This is a genomic window from Desulfobacter sp. UBA2225 (assembly GCF_002348205.1).
GTDB lineage: Bacteria > Desulfobacterota > Desulfobacteria > Desulfobacterales > Desulfobacteraceae > Desulfobacter > Desulfobacter postgatei.
In genome coordinates, this window is the sequence record NZ_DDYV01000323.1 from 1 (window position 1) to 19,627 (window position 19,627).

Here is a 19,627-nt window from a genome sequence, read left to right on the forward strand (position 1 = left end):
AAATTATTAAATCCTTGGTCCTTATGCAATGTTATATCTTTAGGAACTTGGCTGATGTGTAAAAAAATATCGCCCCAATTATCGTTAACCTCTAAAAAACCAAAATTATTTTCTTTTATCCATCCTTTAAATTTGCCTTCCATTGAGATTCTCCCTTAATAGTTTCATAGTAACTTCAAATAATTTGTAGGCAGATTCTATCTATTCGTATTTAGGTGGAACGGTTTAGAGCAAAATTTCAAATTAATTGGAGATTAAACATCCCTGATAATGAAAAGCAAGAATAAGTTTAAATTTTTACATATAACCTAAAACTCACGCGCTACGCTTGTGTTTCGGATTCCTTTCCTGTCCGAAAAAAAGAAACAGCCATTTTTTCTGTCCTCCATTCATTCCACCCGACTGAAAAAGCCTCAAGGCCGGCAGGGCCAAGTTTTAAATTTTTTTTACAAGATACCGCGAGAATGATAAGATTTCCGGGGACAGCTTACTCAATTCAAACAAGAAAGGGTGCATTCTAAAAATTTAGATTGCCTCCTTAGTTGCTATGTCCATGAAATCACACCGTAATGAATGCGTCAAATTTTTTATAATGTTGCCCCAGCGGCCATACAGAACTTGAGCCCTCAAATATATAATGGATTTCCGGGGGACAGCTTACTTAATGCAAACAAGAAACATACTTCAGCCCGTTAATTCCCGAACATCGCGCCATTTGGTCCCAAATGGCAGGAATAGCAGCCAAAGCCTGTGCGGGTGATAATGCTGAACGGCTTGACGCCCAGGGCTGCAGACATTTCTGGAACCAGGCGGTCGAGTTTGAGCCGGGTGGTTTCCGGAGCCCTGTCGAATTCGGGGCCCAAAAGTAGTGCTCCGCTTAGCCGGGGCAGGGCAGCCGTGGGCATGTCATATATACCCTGGAAAATTCCGGGGACACCTTAGTTATTGGCAGAAATTAAAGCATTTGTTTAAATTTATACCATTACACGGATCAGTGCAGTGGCTCCGACTTTCCCTCATCACATTACACAAACAGGGAATAGACGGCGGTTCAAACGACTTTTGTAAAACATTTGGAAGCTATTTTAGACAGGCGGCTGAGGCGCAAAAAAAACTGGTCGAAAGAACAATGAGTAAGGTGTCCCCGGATTTTCGGATTTTCGGATTTTAAAGGTGTCCCCGGATTTTAAGCGGGGTAAGCCGGTCAAGGCAAAAAAGACGGGAATGGTGCGGGTAACACGGTTCCGTTCTTTTTTCCATTTAGGCTTGGCCTTGACGGGCGGGGGGCCGCAGGCCCTAAAAAGGGGGGAAATGCAAGATAAAGCCCCCCGAAAAAAGGACTCTTTTGACACAAAAAAATACTTTCATTATTTTAATTTATCGATGTTAATGAATTTTAATATTTTTTTATAACTATATATAATATAATATACTTTTAGCTTGATATAAAATTTTGCATGTCGTATTTTTGTAAGTATAAAGGTCGTATTTTTGTAAGGAGTAGAGATGCCAATTAAAAACACATTAGAAGGCAAAATAACTTACCGAGTTAAGCGTAGTAAGATTCCTGTCTTTGTGCGAGATGATTTTAAGGATATTGGCGGATATGACCAGGTTGGACGTATTTTGAGAGGGCTTGTTAGTAAAGGTGCTCTTGTGAGTCTTGGCTATGGTACATACGCCAGAGCAAGGAGATCGAGCGTTACTGGTGCCGTTGTTCCAGAAAAGCCGTTGCCAGACCTTGCAAAATCCCTTTTAAAAAAGCTTGATGTGCAGGTTGTTCCATCTTCTGCCGAAGTGGCTTATAATTCCGGTAAATCAACCCAAGTACCAACCGGGCAAGTAATCGGTGTTAAAGAGCGGATCGTAAGGCGTATTGGTTATAACGGAAGGTATGTTTCTTTTGAAAAAATCGCTTGATAGTACTATTATTCAGGATGTTGCTTTAGAATTAGGTATTGATCCCGCCTTTATTGAGAAAGATTGGTATGCGGTACAGCTCCTTGTCTTAATATCAGAGCTACAAAGTAGCAAGGATGTGAAAATTTCATTTTCAGGCGGCACCAGTCTTTCTAAGGGTTATGGCTTGATAAAGCGGTTTTCAGAAGATTTGGATTTTATCCTGACTGTACCGGACGGGAAATCCTTGTCTGGTGGGCAAAGGCGGGCTTTTCGCAAAGAAGTGGTTTCAGCAATTCAAAGTGACAAGCGCTTCGCTATCGATGAAGATAATATTTTACGTGGTGACAGCCAACGGTTTTTCAAAATTCCGATTCAGTACAACAGGGCTTTTGAAGGCTCCTTTCTTAGACCTCATCTCCAATTAGAGATGACGTTCATGGAATTAAAAAGGCCTACACTAAACCGGAGCATTCACTCAATCGTATCCGATATATATCAAGGGGAACCTGAGTTAAAGATTGATTGCGTTTCGGCCATTGAAACGGCAGGGGATAAACTCAGTGCTTTAACCTGGCGCATTTTGATCCGTGATAGGGCGTCTGAAAAAGATGATCCAACAATGATCCGTCATCTTCATGATCTTGCCGCATTAGAAGCTGTTATAAAAGATGCCGAGAGCAATTTTGTTGTATCGGCTCAAGAGTCATTGCAGCACGATCAAGAACGCAGGGGCGGAGAGCTTATAGCCGAAATGCCTATTTCTGATAGATTGGCTAAAGCGCTGAATGTTCTAAAAGAAGATCCATTATATCAAAAAGAGTATGAGCGATTTGTCGAAAGTATGTCCTATGCGCTTGAAGCTGAACGAATTAGTTTTGATGATGCAGTTTTAGCTCTTGAGCGAATCATTGGGATTTATAATCAATAACAGTAGCGCAAGGGGTAAGGGATTTCCGGGGACAGCTTACTCAATGATTTCCGGGGACAGCTTACTCAATGATTTCCGGGGACAGCTTATTTAATGCAAACAAGAAACATACTTCAGCCCGTTAATTCCCGAACATCGCGCCATTTGGTCCCAAATGGCAGGAATAGCAGCCAAAGCCTGTGCGGGTGATAATGCTGAACGGCTTGACGCCCAGGGCTGCAGACATTTCTGGAACCAGGCGGTCGAGTTTGAGCCGGGTGGTTTCCGGAGCCCTGTCGAATTCGGGGCCCAAAAGCAGTGCTCCGCTTAGTCGGGGCAGGGCAGCCGTGGGCATGTCATATATACCCTGGGTCTCTCCCTGGACATGGCAGAGGCTGCAATCTACCCGGGCAAACCGTTCCGGCTGCCAGGTGCCGAAGACATCGGCGGCAACCGGCAGAACCTTTTGACGCATATGGGCCTTGCGCTGGCTCAGGTCCATTTGTTCCCAGGTCAGCTGTTTTCCTTCTGGGTCAAGGGGGCCGACCCGTTTCGGATAGCAGCCGCAAAGCAGTGTTGCGGCCGCAGTCAGAATGAGAATAATGGTTGTGAAATATTTCTTATCCATGGTAATGCCCTCCAAAAGGATTGCCAAAATCATATCTTTATCCACGTTTTTACCGGCAGTTTGATATTCTGGGAGTACTGGATCTGCAAGGCCCTATGAAAAATCGTGCTTATGGCTTACGGCTTCCATTTTTTTCAGTGTAGATCTGTTTTTCGTTGCTGTATGTATTTCGTAACAAAATAAAGGCGTCTATGCAAGGTTGTTTTGACTTGCATTTTTAAATAGAATTGATTTGTTAAAATGTCTTGACAACTTGACATATTATCAACTATGATGCCGATATTATTAATTGAACAGCCCGCCGGATAACAAGTAAAATACAATTTCCGAACGGCTGCAAACTTAAGAGCAATACCGGCTATGCTGAATCCTGACTCCCCCATACCCTTGTATCATCAGATTTGCGAACAGCTGCAATCCCGTATCCGGGAGGGCGTTTACCCGCCCGGGCATATGATTCCGTCCGAAACGGAACTTGCAAAATCATATGGGGTGGGCCGCCCCACCGTGCGTCAGGCCATGGATATTCTGGTGCAACGGGGACTGATCCAAAGAAAGCGTGGGTCCGGAACCTTTGTAAAGGAACCTTCGCCGCAAATTGATCTGTTTTCCCTTGCCGGGACCTCCCAGGCATTTTCAACCAAGGGGGTGCCTACGCAAAAAAAAGTGATTTTACCTTTGAATAAACAAACCGTTACAGGCGATGTGGAAAATCCGTTTCACGGCAAACCCGCCTTTGCGATGTCCCGTTTGACCGTGGCCCGGGATGAACCTGTGCTGCTGGAGGATATTTTTCTGGACCCGGATCTGTTTGCGGGTATTGAGCATATGGCGCTTGGGGATAACTCCTTGTCCCGGGTGGTGTCCGAACGGTTTTATCTGGCACCTTCCGACGGCACCCAGCAGTTCCAGGTGCAACCCTTGAATGAACAACGGGCCTCTATTTTGGGCATGTCGCCTTTAGAGCCGATCCTGGTGGTCCGGCGGCTGTTAAATTTTCCCAAAGCGCCTGGTGCGATTTATTCGGTGCTGTTTTGCCGAACGGACCGGTTTGCCTTTTCCCAGACCATTAAAAATTCAGATATAAATTTATGACCCGAATCAAATTGCCAACCATTTTAAGAAAGGCAGATACATGAAACACCGCGGATATTACGGTCCCTTTGGCGGGGCATTTTTACCTGAAATCCTTGTGGCCACCTTTGATGAGCTGGATGAGCGGTTCAGGCTGGCCAAAGAAGACAAGCGTTTCTGGGAAGAATATGAAACCCTGATGGCAACTTATTCCTGCCGTCCCACGCCCTTGACCTATGCCGAAAACCTTACCCGGCACTTTGGCGGGGCAAAAATCTATATCAAACGCGAAGACCTCAACCACACAGGCGCCCATAAGGCAAACAACGTCATGGGGCAGGGGCTTTTAGTCAAAAAGATGGGTAAAAAACGGGTGATTGCGGAAACAGGCGCAGGCCAGCACGGTGTGGCCACGGCCACCATGGCGGCCAAGTTCGGATTTGACTGCACCATCTACATGGGTGAGGTGGATGTACTGCGCCAGCGGCCCAATGTGTTCTGGATGGAGCAGCTCGGCGCCACCGTGGTGCCGGTCACCGACGGCACCCGGATTCTCAAAGATGCCATCAACGAGGCATTCAGGGACTGGGTCACCAACATGGACACCACCCACTATGTATTGGGAACCGCCTGCGGACCCCATCCCTTTCCTGAAATGGTCTCCTGGTTCCAGTCCATTATTGGAAAGGAAGCCCGTATCCAGATCATGAAAGCCGAAGGCAGGCTGCCGTCCAAGGTCTTTGCCTGTGTGGGCGGCGGCTCCAATGCCATGGGGCTTTTCCAGGGATTCATGGATGATCCGGTTGAACTTGTGGGCGTTGAAGCCGGGGGTGAAGGTATTGCGTCGGGTCGTCATGCATCGCGGCTTTGTTCCGAAGATGCCAGCCCCGGCATTGCCCAGGGTTATAAAACCTATTTTTTGCAGAACAGTGACGGCCAGATGAAAGAGACCCACTCCATCTCCGCAGGTCTCGACTATGTCGGTGTCTCCCCCATTCTTGCCAATATGCGAGATGAGAAAAAAGCCCGGTTTGAATATGCCACGGACACCGAGGTGGTGGACGCCCTTAAGCTGACCATGCGGCTGGAAGGCATTATCCCGGCCCTGGAGTCATCCCACGCCTTTGCAGGCGCCTTTAAGGAAGTTGCAAACATGTCAACGGATGATATCATCATCATCAACCAGTCCGGCCGGNNGGCCGGGGGGATAAAGACATCTTCACCGTGGCCGATGCCATTGGCGATCCCAAATGGAAAGAATTTATCTGTTCCAAAGCAGGAGAATATCAAAATGAGTGATACAACTACTTCGGCACCTGCCCCCGCCTTTCTGGAAACCTATATCCGGGAACAGCGAAAGAAAAAAGATATTTTGTTGATGACCCATATTGTCATGGGCTACCCTTCCTTTGAGGCCTCATTTGAAATTGTCCGGCAGATGGTGGACGCCGGTGTGGACCTGATGGAGCTGCAGATCCCGTTTTCAGAACCCATGGCAGACGGGCCGGTGATCCTCAAGGCCAACCAGGCCGCTCTTGACCGTGGCGCCACAGTGGAAAAATGTTTTGCGTTTGCCCAAAAGGTGTCGGACAGTTTTGACATTCCGTTTTTGTTCATGACCTATGGCAACATTCTCTTTAAATACGGGATGGATGCCTTTGCCTCCCGCATGTCGGAAATTGGAATAAAAGGCGCCATTGTCCCGGATTTTCCGCCGGAGGAGGCAGGTGATTATCTGTCTGCCATGAACAAATATGATCTCTCCCCGGTGTTTATCTTTTCTCCGGAAACCTCGGATCAGCGTATGCAGATGATCAATACCCATGCCACAGGCTTTATTTACTGCCTGGCAAGAAAAGGGGTTACCGGAAAAGAGACTCAGTTCTCGTCAGAAATGGGAAGCTACCTTGACCGGTGCAGGCAATTCACCCGGCTGCCCACGGCCGTGGGCTTCGGGGTAAAAGAAAAGGCCGACGTTGATTTTCTTGTGGGCAAAGCAGACATTGCCGTGGTGGGTTCCCAGACCATCCGGGAGGTGGAGCAAAAAGGGGTAGATGCCACTGGCCCGTTTATTCGCAGTCTGACAGAATAAGGCTTTTATATTTCCATTTGGTTAAAATACCATTGCGCCTTGATTCCTGATTCGGTTTTGGGTTTTATGATACAAATAAAGTGTTTGATCTGGTATAAGAATAAAAAATCTAAAATCCTTAGAGGAAACGCACCATGAATGTGGATGGAAAACAGATGCGGCCCATCTGGTTTGATAATGAGTCAAAAACTGTTCGGGTTATAGACCAGAGACGCCTGCCCCATGAGCTGATTGTCCAAGACCTGACAAGCAATGATCAGGTCATCCATGCCATCAAGGAGATGTATGTCAGAGGTGCCCCGTTGATCGGTGCCACAGGGGCGTTGGGTGTCTATGTCATTCTGGTGCAGAAGGGCAACCAGGGTGCGGATGATGCATGGTTTAAGCGTGAGTGCGCACGTCTTCGAGATGCCCGGCCCACCGCCACCAATCTGGCCTGGGGCGTGGACCGGGTCATGGAGAAAGCCCTCAACGCGTCCGAATATGGCGCCCGGGTGGCAGCCGCGTTGAAAGAAGCCCTGGTCGTTGTGGAAGAAGAGGCTGTAAACTGCCGGAAGATCGGTGAATTCGGTCTGTCCATCATCAAAGAGATTGCTGAAAAGAAAAACGGTGAGCCCGTAAACATCCTGACCCACTGCAATGCCGGTTGGCTTGCCTGCATCGAGTACGGTACGGCCACAGCACCCATGTACACCGCTTTTGATGCAGGCATTGACATTCATGTCTGGGTGGATGAGACGCGGCCCCTGAACCAGGGCTCGCGCCTGACCGCCTGGGAGCTTGGCAAACACGGTATCCGTCATACCGTGATCACGGATAATGCCGGAGGCCATCTCATGCAGCACGGCATGGTGGATCTGGTCATTGTCGGCACGGACCGCACCACCCGGGCCGGTGATGTGGCCAATAAAATCGGCACCTACCTCAAGGCACTGGCTGCCCGGGACAACAATGTGCCCTTCTATGTAGCGCTTCCATCATCCACCTTTGACTGGACCATCACTGACGGTGTAAAAGATATTCCCATTGAAGAGCGGGACCCGGACGAGATTAAATACGTTCAAGGGTTTTACGATGGAAAAATTTCATCTGTTCTGGTGCCGCCGGAAAGCAGTCCGGCGGCCAACCACGCATTTGATGTGACCCCGGCCCGTCTTGTGACCGGATTCATCACCGAACGCGGCATTTGCGGTGCCGGTGAAGAACAGATTATGGCATTGTTCCCAGACAAAAAAGCAGATAAAAAAATCGGATAAAAGAACAGGGTGCGCGTGAAGACGCAGCCCGAAAAAAGGATTTTGGAAATCAGTCTATGACAACACCCCTCACAGACCTGGAAAAAAAAGTAATTTCACTGTTGCAGACCGACATCCCGGTCTGCAAACGCCCCTATCTTGAAATGGCAGAACAGATCGGGATTTCAGAAGAAAAATTTCTTAAAGTGCTGTCCAGTCTCCATGACAGAAATATGATCCGGCGTTTTGGTGCCACGCTTAAACATCAGAAGTCGGGATTCAAGGCCAATGCCATGGTGGCCTGGAAAGTGCCTGAAGAGCGGGTGGAAGAGGTGGGAAAAATCATGGCCTCCTTCCGTGAGATCACCCATTGCTACCGGAGGAATCCTGCGCCCGGGTGGGATAGGAACCTGTACACCATGGTTCACGGGGCAACCGAGGAGGAATGCTTTGCCATTGTGGCAAAGGTCTCAGAAGCCACGGGTGAAAAGGATTATACCCTGCTATTTTCCCGCCGGGAGCTGAAAAAAACATCCATGCAGTATTTTGAAAGCTGATCCGCCTCACATTCTTTGCGTCAATCCCTGGGTCCACGATTTTGCCGCTTTTGATTTCTGGGCCCGGCCCTTGGGTCTTTTTACCATTGCCGCCATCCTGCGCCAGAACCGCGTGCGGGTTTCATTTCTGGACTGCATGAATCGGTTTCACCCCCGGAAAACAAAACCTGTCAAGGTGTATTGGGACGGCAGAGGCCCCTTTGACAAAACCCAGATTCCTTTACCCCGGGCGCTTGACGCCGATCTGGGCCATGTCAGTAAAAAATTCACCCGGTACGGGGCGTTAAAAGAGTGGATTGAGCAGGATCTTCTGGCCATGGATCGGCCCGACCTGATCCTGGTTACCTCGCTTATGACCTATTGGGCCACGGGTGTGGCTGAAACCATTGCCCTGCTCAAAAAGATTCTTCCCGACGTGCCCGTGGTGTTGGGCGGTATTTATGCGAGTCTTTGTGAAACCCATGCCCGAAAATATTCCGGGGCAGACCAGGTCATTACCGGCCCGGCCGAACCCGTCCTGGCAGATCTGGTTGAAACGTACACCGGGTTTACCCTCAATGAGATGCCCGACCCGGCAGACCTTGACACCACCCCCTTTGCAGCCCTGGATCTCCAGGACGCCATTGCCTATGCGCCAATTCTGACCTCCCGGGGGTGTCCCTTTTCCTGTGAATACTGCGCCTCTTCCTTTCTTGAACCCCGCTTGCGGCGGCGCTCCCCTGAAAATGTCTTTCAGGAGCTGTGTCACTGGCATAACAATTTTCAGGTGAAAAATTTTGCCTTTTACGATGATGCGCTGCTAATTAATCCGGAACGATATGCGTTTCCCCTGCTTGAACGCATTATTGATGAAAAAATGGACATCTTTTTTCACACCCCCAATGCCCTGCATATAAAAGAGATCTCGGCAAAAGCAGCGGATCTGATGTTCAAAGCAGGATTTAAGACCATCCGCCTGGGGCTTGAAACCGCAGATTTTTCAAGCCATCGCCACGACATTAAGGTGAAACGGAATGAATTTTTTACGGCCGTGGATCACCTGCGCACATCCGGATTTGCAAAGGATCAGCTGGGCGCCTACCTTCTATGCGGACTGCCCGACCAGAATCTTGATGAGGTGGAAGCGTCCGTCAACTTGGTGAAAGGCCTGGGGCTAACCCCGGTTCTCGCCTATTACACCCCCATCCCTCACACCCCCATGTGGGCGGATGCCGTAAAAAATGCCCGTTTTGATATCACGGCCCATCCGGCGCTGACCAACAACAGCTTGTTTCCCTGTGTGCGCTCGCAACAGGATCTGGATCGAATTTCTCAATTGAAAAAGATAGTGAAATAACGTATATCCCATTAATTATAAAATATAATTTAATTGAATAAAATTATGATAGTATTTGATTTGGAATGCATTAACGGGCACGTTTTTGAAGGCTGGTTTGACGACCGGGACGATCTTAGCCGGCAGCAGGAGCAGGGCCTTCTGCAATGCCCCGTGTGTGACAGTTTCTCAGTAAGCCCCAAGCTGTCTGCCGTGGCCATACGAAGATCGGCCGCCCCAGTTTCCGGCGGTTCAGGCCAGGAGATGGCTTCCCAGGCCCAACTGGACGCCATGGCCGAATTTGCCGAAAGGATGACCCAGTACGTTGAAAACAACTATGAAAATGTAGGCTCATCCTTTGCAAAAGAAGCCTTGGAAATGCATTACGGGGTCAAAGAGTTCAAACAGATCCGGGGCACCACCACCAAGGAAGAGGAAAAAACCCTGGAAAAAGAAGGGGTCCCGGTTTTTAAACTTCCAACCTTTAACACAGACAACGAAGACCTCAATTAATTCGCCTGTTTCCTGCGCCCTGCCCAATATAATAATAAAAGGAGCCTGACATGAAAAGGTTTGTCCAGTTTTTTGTTGTTATTTCAGTCATCATCATCATCTCCTGCGGATCGGGTTGGGCCAAAACGCGGCTCCCCGTGTTTGTCAGCATCGTGCCCCAGCAATATTTTGTGCAACAAATTGGCCAAGATAAAGTAGACGTTGCCGTGATGGTCCAACCCGGGGCAAGCCCGGCCACATATGAGCCAAAACCGGCACAGATGGCCAAACTATCCAAAACCCGCCTCTATTTCTCCATTGGCGTGCCCTTTGAAACATTCTGGTTGGACAAAATTGCATCCGCCAATCCGGATATGACCATTGTGCATACGGATAAAGACATAGAAAAACAGTCCATGGGTGTCCACCATCACGGGGGGGAAGAGCAGGCAGATCAAGATGATGACAAAGCCCGGACGGAAAAGTACCGTGACCACAAAAATGATCATGGCCATGCCGGACTGGACCCGCATATCTGGCTCTCTCCCAGGCTGGTCATGATCCAGGCCAAACACATCCTTGGCGCCCTTGCCGCCGCAGACCCTGAAAATATGGATTTTTACACGGCCAATTATAATACCTTTGTTAAGGAGATTGATGCCCTTGATCAGCATTTGATCGAGATGCTAAAGGACAATGCCGGCATGCAGTTTATGGTTTTTCATCCGTCATGGGGTTATTTTGCCAGGGATTACAAGCTGAAAATGATCCCCATTGAAATAGAAGGTAAGAACCCTAAGCCGGCAAAGCTCCAGGCTCTGATCCGGCATGCCAGAGACGAAGCCATCAACGTGATTTTTGTCCAGCCCCAGTTTTCAACCAAAAGTGCAGACCTTGTGGCCAAGGAGATCAACGGACAGGTTATACCAGCTGATCCCCTGGCGTTGGATTGGCTGGATAATATGAAAAAAGTGGCTGAACAGTTCAAGGAGGTCCTGAAATAATCGCGATTCTAGAAAAAGCCCTGGTTACGGTTGAAGATGTGGATTTTTCCTACAATGGAGAAACTGTTCTTTCCGGAATCAATCTGACCATCCGGGAACATGATTTTATAGCCTTTATCGGCCCCAACGGCGGAGGGAAATCGACTCTGATTCGTCTGATCCTGGGTCTGATCAAGCCGGATAAGGGTAAAATCCGAGTGCTGGGGGAGCGTCCCGGCAGGCATACTCAGGCCCTGGGATATGTGCCCCAGAACGTCCATATCAACAACCATTTCCCCATTACCTCCCTGGATGTGGTGCTCATGGGATGCCTGGGTACGGGGGGGCATTTCGGGCAGTCCAGACGGACCCGGAAAGAGTGTGAGAAAGAGGGGTTGGCCACGCTGGAGCGCATGGGTATGGCCGAACATGCCCGCAAAAAGATTGGGGAACTTTCCGGAGGACAGCGCCAGCGGGTGTTCATTGCCCGGTCTCTGATGACCCGGCCGCGTCTGTTGCTTCTGGACGAACCCACGGCAAGCATAGACTCAAAAGGGCAGAGGGATTTTTTAAACCTGCTTGAAGCCCTGAATAAGGATGTGGCCATTGTGGTGGTCACCCATGATCTGTTTTCCGTGTCCAGTTATGTCAAATCCGTGGCCTGCGTGAACCATGGCCTGCATTATCATTCCGAGGAGGAGATTAAAGGACAGATGCTTGAAACCATGTATGCCTGCTCGGTGGAAGATGTGTGCCGAGTACAGGTGTTGACCCAGGTCCTGCCCGGGGTAGGGCATAAGCACGCAGGAGGAGCCGATGGAAATTCTTAAGTACGAGTTCATGCGTCATGCCTTGGCCGCAGGACTGCTGACCAGCGTCATCTGTGGCATCATGGGCACGCTGGTGGTGGTGAACCGCATTGTGTTCTTATCCGGGGGCATTGCCCACGCCGCCTATGGGGGGATCGGCATGGCATTTTATTTCAACTGGCCGGTGATCCCTTCCACCATGGGGTTTTCCCTGGGCGCCTCCCTTGTCATGGCAGCAGTTACCCTGAACAACAGGCAACGGGCGGATACCGTCATTGGCGTGATATGGGCTGTGGGCATGGCATTCGGCATTATTCTGGTGGATCTGACCCCAGGGTATAATGTGGATCTGATGAGCTATCTTTTCGGCAGTATTCTTACTGTGCCCGGATCAGATTTGGTCATCATGGGTATCATCGGCACCCTGATTCTTGTTCTGGTTGTCTTTTTCTACAAGGAGCTTATGGCGGTTTCGTATGACGAGGAATTTGCGGGCCTGAGGGGGCTTCCGGTCCACGGGATCTACTTTTCCCTGATCGCCATGCTCGGACTCACCGTGGTCATGGTGATCCAGGTGGTCGGGCTGATTATGGTGATTGCGCTGCTCACTATCCCTCCGTTCATGGTGGAAAAATATGCCCGCTCCCTGGGGGCAATGATGGCCGGTTCAAGTTTGCTGGGCGCCTGTTTCACCATGGTGGGGCTCTATTTGTCCTACCGGTTTGACCTGACCTCGGGGGCTGCCATCATCATGGTGGCCGGCACCGTATTCCTGGTCACCCTGGGTTTTGAAAAACTCCGGGACTTTATACCCAGAACGGTTCGGGAAAACCGGCTTTAGGCCGGTTACCCTGTCTCCCCAGATTATTTTATATTTCAAAAAAACACGGACCTGCCGTCCGGATGTGTCCGGCTGATCCAAAAGACCGGATCAGCCGGATCATGCGGTTATTTCATTTTGGATATTTTGGTTCCCTGGATTCCCATTCCGCCCATCAGCCCTTTCTGGCCGAAAAAGAACGCATAGATTTCTGACTTTAGCGTGGTGGTTGAAAAATTTTTGCCCGCACCTTCATCGACAATAACGATGGAAGGACCGATACCCAGCTCCCAGCCTTTGGTGGTTTTCAGCCAGTCCAGTGCCTCCTGGGTCATAAAGAACATGGCATATGCATATTTCTGCAAACCCGCCTGCAGGCCGTAGGAAGCCTGCACTGTGCTGTACCGGCCGATCTGTTTTCCGTCGACTATGAGGACCCCTTCACCGTAGTGTCCACCCACGATAAATCCCCCTTTGGTGATCTGGGGGAAAACAAGAACCCCTTTGGCGGCTTTTCCCAGGGTTTTGGCGGAATCTGACTGGGAATACAACGCCTCCAGTGCAGCCGCTGCATCCGTGTCAATGCCCTTGTCTCCGGCCGCAGAGGAAGCAGTCGGCGCCATCATGGTGACGGCCGCAAGGGCAAGCACCCACAGAAAAACAGGTAGTCTGTATCCAAGATATTTCATGGTGATCTCCTTTTCAGATATTTTTGAGATATTACTGGTTGGTTGTTTTGATCAGGGGAATATCAGCAGCCAGCTGGTACATCAGTGCTGCATTGATTTTGTTTTCAATTTGGTAGAACCGAACCACCTTGACATCGGGCAGAACCTTCCGGAAATCAGGCAGATATACCTGGCGGAGGGTCATACCGATGGATTCAATGGCCAGCATTTCATCCAGAAGCATTCTCGCCTTGTCTTCGGTCATGTCTGCATAGGCCTTGGCATAGGAATCAATCAGGCGCAGGGTCCTGGCCCGGAGCAGAAATAGTTCAATCTGGTACTGCTCATACACCGGCCAGAACGCTTTGGCTTCCGCTTCGGTCATCTGCATGTTTTCTGCGACCAGAAGCCGTTTGTCCGCCTGTAATTTTTCAATCACAAACTGCATGGTCTCAGCGGGCTTTTCTTCGGCTGCCGCCGGAAAAATCCATACCGTCATGGCGAGCATCATGACAAGCAACAGGGTAATTTTTCGTTTCATCATCGATTTCCTTTCTTTTTTTAATGTTGGTAATCATTGTGGGTGAATCGTAAATCATATCTGTCATAATTATAAAGGCTCATGTTGCGTTTCAGAGAGAGAGAGAGAGAGAGAGAGAGAGAGAGAGTCCGAACTGCATCAATTACGGGCGAAAGTTGCAGTCCGAATGGCAGCAAATTCAAAAAAGGTGAATTTTACGATATTGCCAATATTTATATATAAAATATACAAAGGACAAACGCAATACTCTGCATACAGCAATTCTAAATTTGAGTTTTTTTTTAGACCAAGAAAAATATAAGGAGATAGCCATGACCAAGAGATCAAAAAATAGCACATTAACCTATCGGCATCCGCCACAGGCTTCTGGGTCTTTCCCATGTTCACGGGATTCAACTATGGCGGGGTGCTGGTGGTTTATGTGTCCAGTGCGGCCCGAACCTGGCGCAGTGACCATTCGCAATGGGTCCGGCTCTTTCCTTTGCCCAGTCGGCTTCTGGCTCGTTTCACCGCATCTGCCACGCCCGCGTCGATCTCTTCCTGAACGGCCCCATCTTTTACCCATCCTACTGCCATGTCTTACTCCTGTGTCTATTTTTTTCATGCCCGCAGAATATAGTGATCTTTTTTCACCGGGATTAGTCTTTGAGTGCGGATGTGCTTTCCAGATGGGCCAGAAGAATCCGCCGGACCTCTTCAATGACCAGCGGATGGCTCTGGCTGGAGTGACCCGTGCGGACGATAAATTCCGACTGCGCGTAGTCGACATGCGCACTGGTGTATTTGACGACCCCATCCTCACCGTCCGGCGGTGTCTCATCCCCTTTGATGCTGATAATGGAATGGCCGGTGATCCCGGTGGCCAGCGGGATGTCTGCCAGGGCCAGCAATCCTGGACTTTCCGGTGACATACCGTCCAGGCTGGTAATCATTTTTTTGTTCTCAAATCCGGGTATATTCGTTTCTCCTGCAAAAGCCAGAAACTGGAGGGATGTTTTCAACACCTCCTGGGGAAGGGTCACAAGGCGCTGCACCAGGTTCCGGACCCAGTTGTTGGCCAGATAACTTCCCCGGTGCGGGGTTGAGATAAAGACGACCCGCTTGACAAACGGCAGCGGTGAATAGATCATGTATTTTTCGACCATGCCCCTTTTTTCAGGCGTCATCTCCAGTTCATCCGGCTTCTTCCCGGTGGCCGCCTTGACCAGGAGGTCACCGGTTTCCACGGCCGTCAATTTGGTCAGCAGCCCCCCCTGGCTATGACCCACCACCACCATTTTTTGTAAGGCGGCATTCCGGCCCTGGGGATCAAGGTCCTGTACCCTCTCAGACAGCTTTTCGCGCAGATCTACGGCCGACAGAACCAGCTGTTTGCTGCTGTCATAGACATAATACCAGAACTGATAGTTTTTCCACAGAACCGGATCCGACCGGAGCGTATTGAACATCTCAGCCCACCAGACCGGACTGCTGAATGTGCCGTGGACAAACACCACCGGGATCCGGTCCGGACTGTAGGGCTGGGTGGGGAAAACACCGCTTTGGATCACGGGGCCCTTCAAAAACTGCAGCCTGCCCATATCCCATAAAAAATTCTGGTTCAAGGAGTAGGCCAGCTGTGAGGAAAGGTCATTTTCCAGCGGGATGTTTTTTCCGCGGACTTTGGTGACCCTTTTTTCATAGGAGGAGTGGAGTTCAACGCTGGCCTGCCCCCCCCCTGTCTGAGGTTTCGGATATCTCCGTCCACCCGCATGAACAGGGTCCCGGGGGTGGCTTTGGCAAACTGCATGCCGGGCAATTTTTTTTCCACCGCGACAAACGGGGCCCCGAGTCCGGGTCTGCGGTCCCGGACACTGAGCCCGTGAACCAGCAGGGTGTCCGATGGAACAAGGGTTTCCAGCGTATCCATGTCATAGAAAGACCGGTCCTGGTCCAGCGCAACCAACAAGGTGCCTACCGGAAGAGGGATCCGGGTCTTTCTGACCGGCAGGGCCTGTTCCCGGTCGAGCAAAGACTGGGCCAAGGCAGTGTTGTAAAAATCGCTGGCTGTCCGGAACCGCCGGTCATACGGATCTGGAAATGCCCCCCCCCGTTCTCCCAGCAGATAGAAATAGGCATAGACCGCCGAAGCCAGATAATAGTTCTTTGCCTGCAGGGCCGTGTCCGAACCCGACGTATTACTTGTGTGTACCTTGCCGGCACTCAGATAGGATAATTCAGACAGGGCATACAAAAGGTCCCGGCGGTCATCTTCACAGGCGATTTCATGAAGTGTTTCAATGGCTACGGCAGGATCTTTGTCAAACTGTTTCTCAAGATCAAAGCGGTGCAGCACCGATCGGGTCGCGTCACTGTAAACATCTTTTTTGATGGCATTGGTGTTGATCTGCTCGTAGGTGCGTTTGATTCCCACCTGACGGGTGCCGATGGGCGTGGCACACCCGGCCAGAAAAACCATGAGCAGTATCGTGAGAACCGGAATGAACCAGGTTCTGTGCTGTAAAAAAATCGGGCCGTGCGCCCGAACATCGTGCTGAAGTTTCATTGATCTGACGTCTCCTTTTTCATCCTGACTGTTCCCCCATGATTCATGCCGGGAAGTCCCTGCCGGATTTTTTTTGAAAATGCCGGGTCCCGGTCCGCTGCCATGGCTGTCTGGTTGATGATGCTGTTTTGTTTCAATTCGGTAAAGGGAAGTGAGGTGTCCACCATATTTTTTTCATACATCAGTTGGTCCCCATATCCGTTGGCCAGTATCCGCCAGTCCCATTTGACCCGGTTGGGATAGGGCCGGGTATGCCCCCGGATTTCCGTGGTGCAGTTGCCGGTCAGGGCATTATACCATTCCGGCGTATCAACCAGCCGGTTGATGTAATTGACATAATCCAGAAACACCTGCTCAAGGACCGCCGGGGAAACATTCTGAAGCCGGTACAGATACACGGTCTCTCCCTGCCGGAAGTTGGTTCTCAACCGGATCAGATCCCGTTCATCCGCCACCACGTAAAAACGCTCATACTGCCTGAAAAACCCCTTGATCGTTGAGTAGGCCTCCCCTTTTTCCTTGCGGGTCTCAATGGAAACACACAGATACGACCCATCGTCAAAACCGAAGCTGACCATGGTATGTACGATGTGTTGAAGGCCCCAGTCGCACATGATAAGATCAAAACTTCTGAGGCCGGAAAGAGCAAAGGACCTGTCATAATACTGGACGGTGTAGTCGGTCTCGGTCTGGTAATCAAAATTGCGGATGTTGTGAATGGTGATGTCATCCCCGTTCACCGTGGCATATGGCAGCACGGCACAATCAGGTTGCCAGTCGCGGTGATTGGACGGCGCCATGGAAAGCCACCGCCCAAGGACAACGGCAAACATGACCCAGAAAATTACGGCTCCCTTCAGCCACGGCCGCACCAGCAGAAGGACTGCCACTGAAGATACGGCAAACAGACCGGCCCCGCCGTATCGCAGCGGGATCGGCAGATAGGAAAAATAGATGGCCAGAACACCCCAAACCATCAGGGAAATCTGTAATAACGCCAGAAAAATGACACCTAAAGCCCTCATTTGACGGTATATCCTTTTGACTCCAGGCATGCCCCGTAAGCACGGTTGAAATTGGACATATTCTGTTCGTAGGCCGCCTGCTGCTGGGCCTGTTGCTGCTCCTGGCTCTGTCCCTCTTTGGGGTAAATGATCAGATCCTGGGCAAAGGAACTGCCACTGAACACCAATCCCGTCATCCAGATCAGGGCGATGCCTACCGCTGTTTTCCATTTTTTGCTCATCACATCTCTCCTTCAATCTATGAAAAAAATTTTGATGTTATCCCCAGCCTGATAATCCTTTTGGGGGGTCCATACTTTGACCTCTGGACTGCCTCTGGTTCGAATTATTCAAACAATTTATTCACTGCAGCCGCAACCTTTGCCTCATCTGCCGGGTGGGGGATGGTGATCTGGTCGCCATTGGGGTTTTGGCTATTGTAGGCAATCGCAACCTCCCTTGCGTTGGGATTGCCGGCCCAGTTCCTTCGGGCCACCCCGCCCATGACATCCCAGAGCATGGCGGATTTGATGATTGAATCCACGCGTTCGCTGCCGTCCAGTACCAGGCCGAATCCGCCGTTCACGGCCTTGCCGATGCCGGTGCCCCCGCCGTTATGCAGTGCCACCATGCTCATGCCCCTGGCTGCATTGCCGGCAAAGCAGTGGGTGGCCATGTCGGCGCACACATTTGAACCGTCATGGATATTGGCGGTTTCCCTGAACGGGGAATCCGTGCCGCCGGGATCATGATGGTCCCGGCCCAGCATGATGGGGGCGCAGACTTCACCGGTTCGGACCATTTTATTGAATTTCAGGGCAATGGATACCCTGCCTGCTGCATCCTGGTATAAAATCCGGGCCTGGGAGCCTACCACCAGTCTGTTTTGTTTGGCATCCCTGATCCACACGTAATTGTCCCGGTCATAGGACCGGCGGTTCGGATCAATGCAGGACATGGCCGCTGCATCGGTTTTATCCAGATCTTCGGGCTTGCCGGAAAGGCATACCCAGCGGAAGGGGCCGTACCCGTAATCGAAAATCGGCCCCATGATATCTTCAAAATAGGAGGGATAGACAAATCCGTCCTTGGCATCCACACCGTTTTTGGACACCTGGGTAACACCGGCATCAAACACCGCTTTTAAAAAGGCATTGCCATAGTCAAAGAAATAGGTGCCCTTGGCCGTGAGTTTCTGGATCAGTTCATAATGCCGTTTCAGGCTTTCATTCACAAGGCGTTTGAACCGGGTTCTGTCGCTGGCCAAAAGTTGGGTGCGTTCTTCGAACGTCAGGCCCACCGGACAATACCCGCCGTCATACACCAGATGACATGAGGTCTGATCCGACAACAGATCCACGTTCAACTCTTTTTTGATCAAAAAATCAAGCAGGTCCACGATGTTGCCGTGAAACGCAATGGATGTGTTCTCCTTTGCTTTTACAGCGGCCTTGGCTGTCCGGTAAACCGTTTCCAGGTCATCGGAAACCACATCCACCCAGCCCTGCTCATGCCGGGTTAACACCCTGGAGGAATCCACCTCTGCGATGATGGAGGCCGCCCCTGCAATTTTCGCCGCCTTGGGCTGGGCCCCGCTCATGCCGCCAAGACCGGATGACATAAAGAGCAGTCCTGCCAGATTCCCGTCCGCCGGAACCCCGCACATCTGCCGCCCGGCATTGAGAAGTGTGTTGTAGGTGCCGTGGACAATCCCCTGGGGGCCGATGTACATCCAGCCGCCGGCCGTCATCTGGCCGTAGGAGGAGACCCCCATCTGCACGGCAATCTCCCAGTCCTCCGGGTTGTCGTAAAGCCCCACCAGAAGCCCGTTGGTGATGATAACTCTGGGGTTGTCCGGTGCCGAGGCAAAGAGCCCCAGCGGGTGCCCGGACTGCATCACCAGGGTCTGGTGGTCGGTGAGCGCCGCAAGGTAGCGTTTGATCAGCTGATACTGCATCCAGTTCTGGCACACCGCGTCGGTCTCCCCGTAGGTCACCAGTTCATAAGGATACAACGCCACATCAAAATCAAGGTTGTTGTCGATCATCACCTGGA

At 50.6% G+C, this 19,627-nt stretch carries 21 protein-coding genes and 1 pseudogene; 12 read left to right on the forward strand and 10 right to left on the reverse strand.

The genetic code is table 11. The annotated features are described in order from the left end of the window. Nucleotides 1-692 precede the first annotated feature (692 nt). Nucleotides 693-905 carry a hypothetical protein gene (locus B3D59_RS16690; protein WP_286822265.1) on the reverse strand — a complete coding sequence of 71 codons (213 nt, stop codon included), beginning with the start codon at nt 903-905 and terminating at the stop codon, nt 693-695. A 601-nt stretch (nt 906-1,506) separates the two neighbouring features. On the opposite strand from B3D59_RS16690, the gene B3D59_RS16695 reads away from it, so the two are divergent. Together B3D59_RS16695 and B3D59_RS16700 are read left to right on the forward strand one after the other, a co-directional pair. Beyond that, a complete protein-coding gene (locus B3D59_RS16695) occupies nt 1,507-1,920 on the forward strand; it encodes a DUF6088 family protein (RefSeq protein WP_286822266.1) in 414 nt (137 codons plus the stop codon). Then, the gene (locus tag B3D59_RS16700; protein ID WP_286822267.1) at nt 1,904-2,830 is read left to right on the forward strand and encodes a nucleotidyl transferase AbiEii/AbiGii toxin family protein; all 927 of its coding nucleotides are present in this window, start codon (nt 1,904-1,906) and stop codon (nt 2,828-2,830) included. Before B3D59_RS16695 ends, B3D59_RS16700 begins: the two co-directional genes overlap by 17 nt. A 121-nt stretch (nt 2,831-2,951) precedes the next feature. On the opposite strand, the gene B3D59_RS16705 is transcribed toward B3D59_RS16700, so the two are convergent. Next, nucleotides 2,952-3,470, reverse strand: a complete 519-nt coding sequence (locus B3D59_RS16705) for a hypothetical protein (protein ID WP_286822268.1) — start codon at nt 3,468-3,470, stop codon at nt 2,952-2,954. Between the two features lie 327 nt (nt 3,471-3,797). Between B3D59_RS16705 and B3D59_RS16710 the strand changes: the two genes are divergently transcribed. The 10 genes and pseudogenes from B3D59_RS16710 (at nt 3,798) to B3D59_RS16755 (ending at nt 12,835) form a co-directional block, all read left to right on the forward strand. Beyond that, nucleotides 3,798-4,532 carry a GntR family transcriptional regulator gene (locus tag B3D59_RS16710; RefSeq protein WP_286822271.1) on the forward strand — a complete coding sequence of 245 codons (735 nt, stop codon included), beginning with the start codon at nt 3,798-3,800 and terminating at the stop codon, nt 4,530-4,532. A gap of 40 nt (nt 4,533-4,572) precedes the next feature. Further along, nucleotides 4,573-5,810: pseudogene (trpB, locus tag B3D59_RS16715) on the forward strand (tryptophan synthase subunit beta). After that, a complete protein-coding gene (trpA, locus tag B3D59_RS16720) occupies nt 5,803-6,603 on the forward strand; it encodes a tryptophan synthase subunit alpha (RefSeq protein WP_286822273.1) in 801 nt (266 codons plus the stop codon). Before trpB ends, trpA begins: the two are co-directional and overlap by 8 nt. Nucleotides 6,604-6,737: 134 nt before the next feature. Beyond that, the gene (gene mtnA / locus B3D59_RS16725) at nt 6,738-7,859 is read left to right on the forward strand and encodes an S-methyl-5-thioribose-1-phosphate isomerase (RefSeq protein ID WP_286822274.1); all 1,122 of its coding nucleotides are present in this window, start codon (nt 6,738-6,740) and stop codon (nt 7,857-7,859) included. 56 nt (nt 7,860-7,915) lie between these two features. Continuing rightward, a complete protein-coding gene (locus tag B3D59_RS16730; protein ID WP_286822275.1) occupies nt 7,916-8,395 on the forward strand; it encodes an Lrp/AsnC family transcriptional regulator in 480 nt (159 codons plus the stop codon). Continuing rightward, complete coding sequence (locus B3D59_RS16735; protein WP_286822276.1) at nt 8,385-9,731, forward strand: B12-binding domain-containing radical SAM protein; 1,347 nt, start codon at nt 8,385-8,387, stop codon at nt 9,729-9,731. The genes B3D59_RS16730 and B3D59_RS16735 overlap by 11 nt, the downstream gene beginning before the upstream one ends. A 45-nt stretch (nt 9,732-9,776) precedes the next feature. Next, on the forward strand, nt 9,777-10,223 hold the full coding sequence (locus tag B3D59_RS16740; RefSeq protein ID WP_286822277.1) for a DUF1178 family protein: 447 nt from the start codon (nt 9,777-9,779) through the stop codon (nt 10,221-10,223). Between the two features lie 50 nt (nt 10,224-10,273). Further along, nucleotides 10,274-11,206 carry a metal ABC transporter solute-binding protein, Zn/Mn family gene (locus B3D59_RS16745; protein ID WP_286822278.1) on the forward strand — a complete coding sequence of 311 codons (933 nt, stop codon included), beginning with the start codon at nt 10,274-10,276 and terminating at the stop codon, nt 11,204-11,206. 38 nt (nt 11,207-11,244) lie between these two features. Beyond that, nucleotides 11,245-12,015, forward strand: coding sequence for a metal ABC transporter ATP-binding protein (locus B3D59_RS16750; protein WP_286822279.1), 771 nt, complete (start codon nt 11,245-11,247; stop codon nt 12,013-12,015). Continuing rightward, nucleotides 12,002-12,835: a metal ABC transporter permease gene (locus tag B3D59_RS16755; RefSeq protein ID WP_286822281.1), complete on the forward strand. Its 834-nt coding sequence runs from the start codon at nt 12,002-12,004 to the stop codon at nt 12,833-12,835. Before B3D59_RS16750 ends, B3D59_RS16755 begins: the two co-directional genes overlap by 14 nt. 107 nt (nt 12,836-12,942) lie before the next feature. Here the strand turns inward: B3D59_RS16755 and B3D59_RS16760 are convergent, their stop codons facing one another. The 8 genes from B3D59_RS16760 to B3D59_RS16795 form a co-directional block, all read right to left on the reverse strand. After that, entirely contained in the window at nt 12,943-13,503 is a 561-nt protein-coding gene (locus B3D59_RS16760) for a lipid-binding SYLF domain-containing protein (protein WP_286822282.1), read from the reverse strand. Nucleotides 13,504-13,534: 31 nt separating this feature from the next. Next, complete coding sequence (locus tag B3D59_RS16765) at nt 13,535-14,023, reverse strand: hypothetical protein (RefSeq protein WP_286822283.1); 489 nt, start codon at nt 14,021-14,023, stop codon at nt 13,535-13,537. 417 nt (nt 14,024-14,440) lie between these two features. Continuing rightward, nucleotides 14,441-14,599: a hypothetical protein gene (locus B3D59_RS16770; protein ID WP_286822284.1), complete on the reverse strand. Its 159-nt coding sequence runs from the start codon at nt 14,597-14,599 to the stop codon at nt 14,441-14,443. Nucleotides 14,600-14,661: 62 nt separating this feature from the next. Then, a complete protein-coding gene (locus B3D59_RS16775; protein WP_286822285.1) occupies nt 14,662-15,585 on the reverse strand; it encodes an esterase/lipase family protein in 924 nt (307 codons plus the stop codon). A gap of 38 nt (nt 15,586-15,623) precedes the next feature. Then, nucleotides 15,624-16,568, reverse strand: a complete 945-nt coding sequence (locus tag B3D59_RS16780) for a hypothetical protein (protein ID WP_286822286.1) — start codon at nt 16,566-16,568, stop codon at nt 15,624-15,626. Beyond that, nucleotides 16,565-17,593 (reverse strand): DUF4105 domain-containing protein, encoded by a 1,029-nt coding sequence (locus tag B3D59_RS16785; RefSeq protein WP_286822287.1) that lies wholly within the window; start codon nt 17,591-17,593, stop codon nt 16,565-16,567. The genes B3D59_RS16780 and B3D59_RS16785 overlap by 4 nt, the downstream gene beginning before the upstream one ends. Continuing rightward, nucleotides 17,590-17,814 carry a hypothetical protein gene (locus B3D59_RS16790; RefSeq protein WP_286822288.1) on the reverse strand — a complete coding sequence of 75 codons (225 nt, stop codon included), beginning with the start codon at nt 17,812-17,814 and terminating at the stop codon, nt 17,590-17,592. Before B3D59_RS16790 ends, B3D59_RS16785 begins: the two co-directional genes overlap by 4 nt. A 104-nt stretch (nt 17,815-17,918) precedes the next feature. Continuing rightward, the coding region (locus B3D59_RS16795) for a urocanate hydratase (protein WP_286822289.1) at nt 17,919-19,627 on the reverse strand (1,709 nt) is incomplete at its 5' end.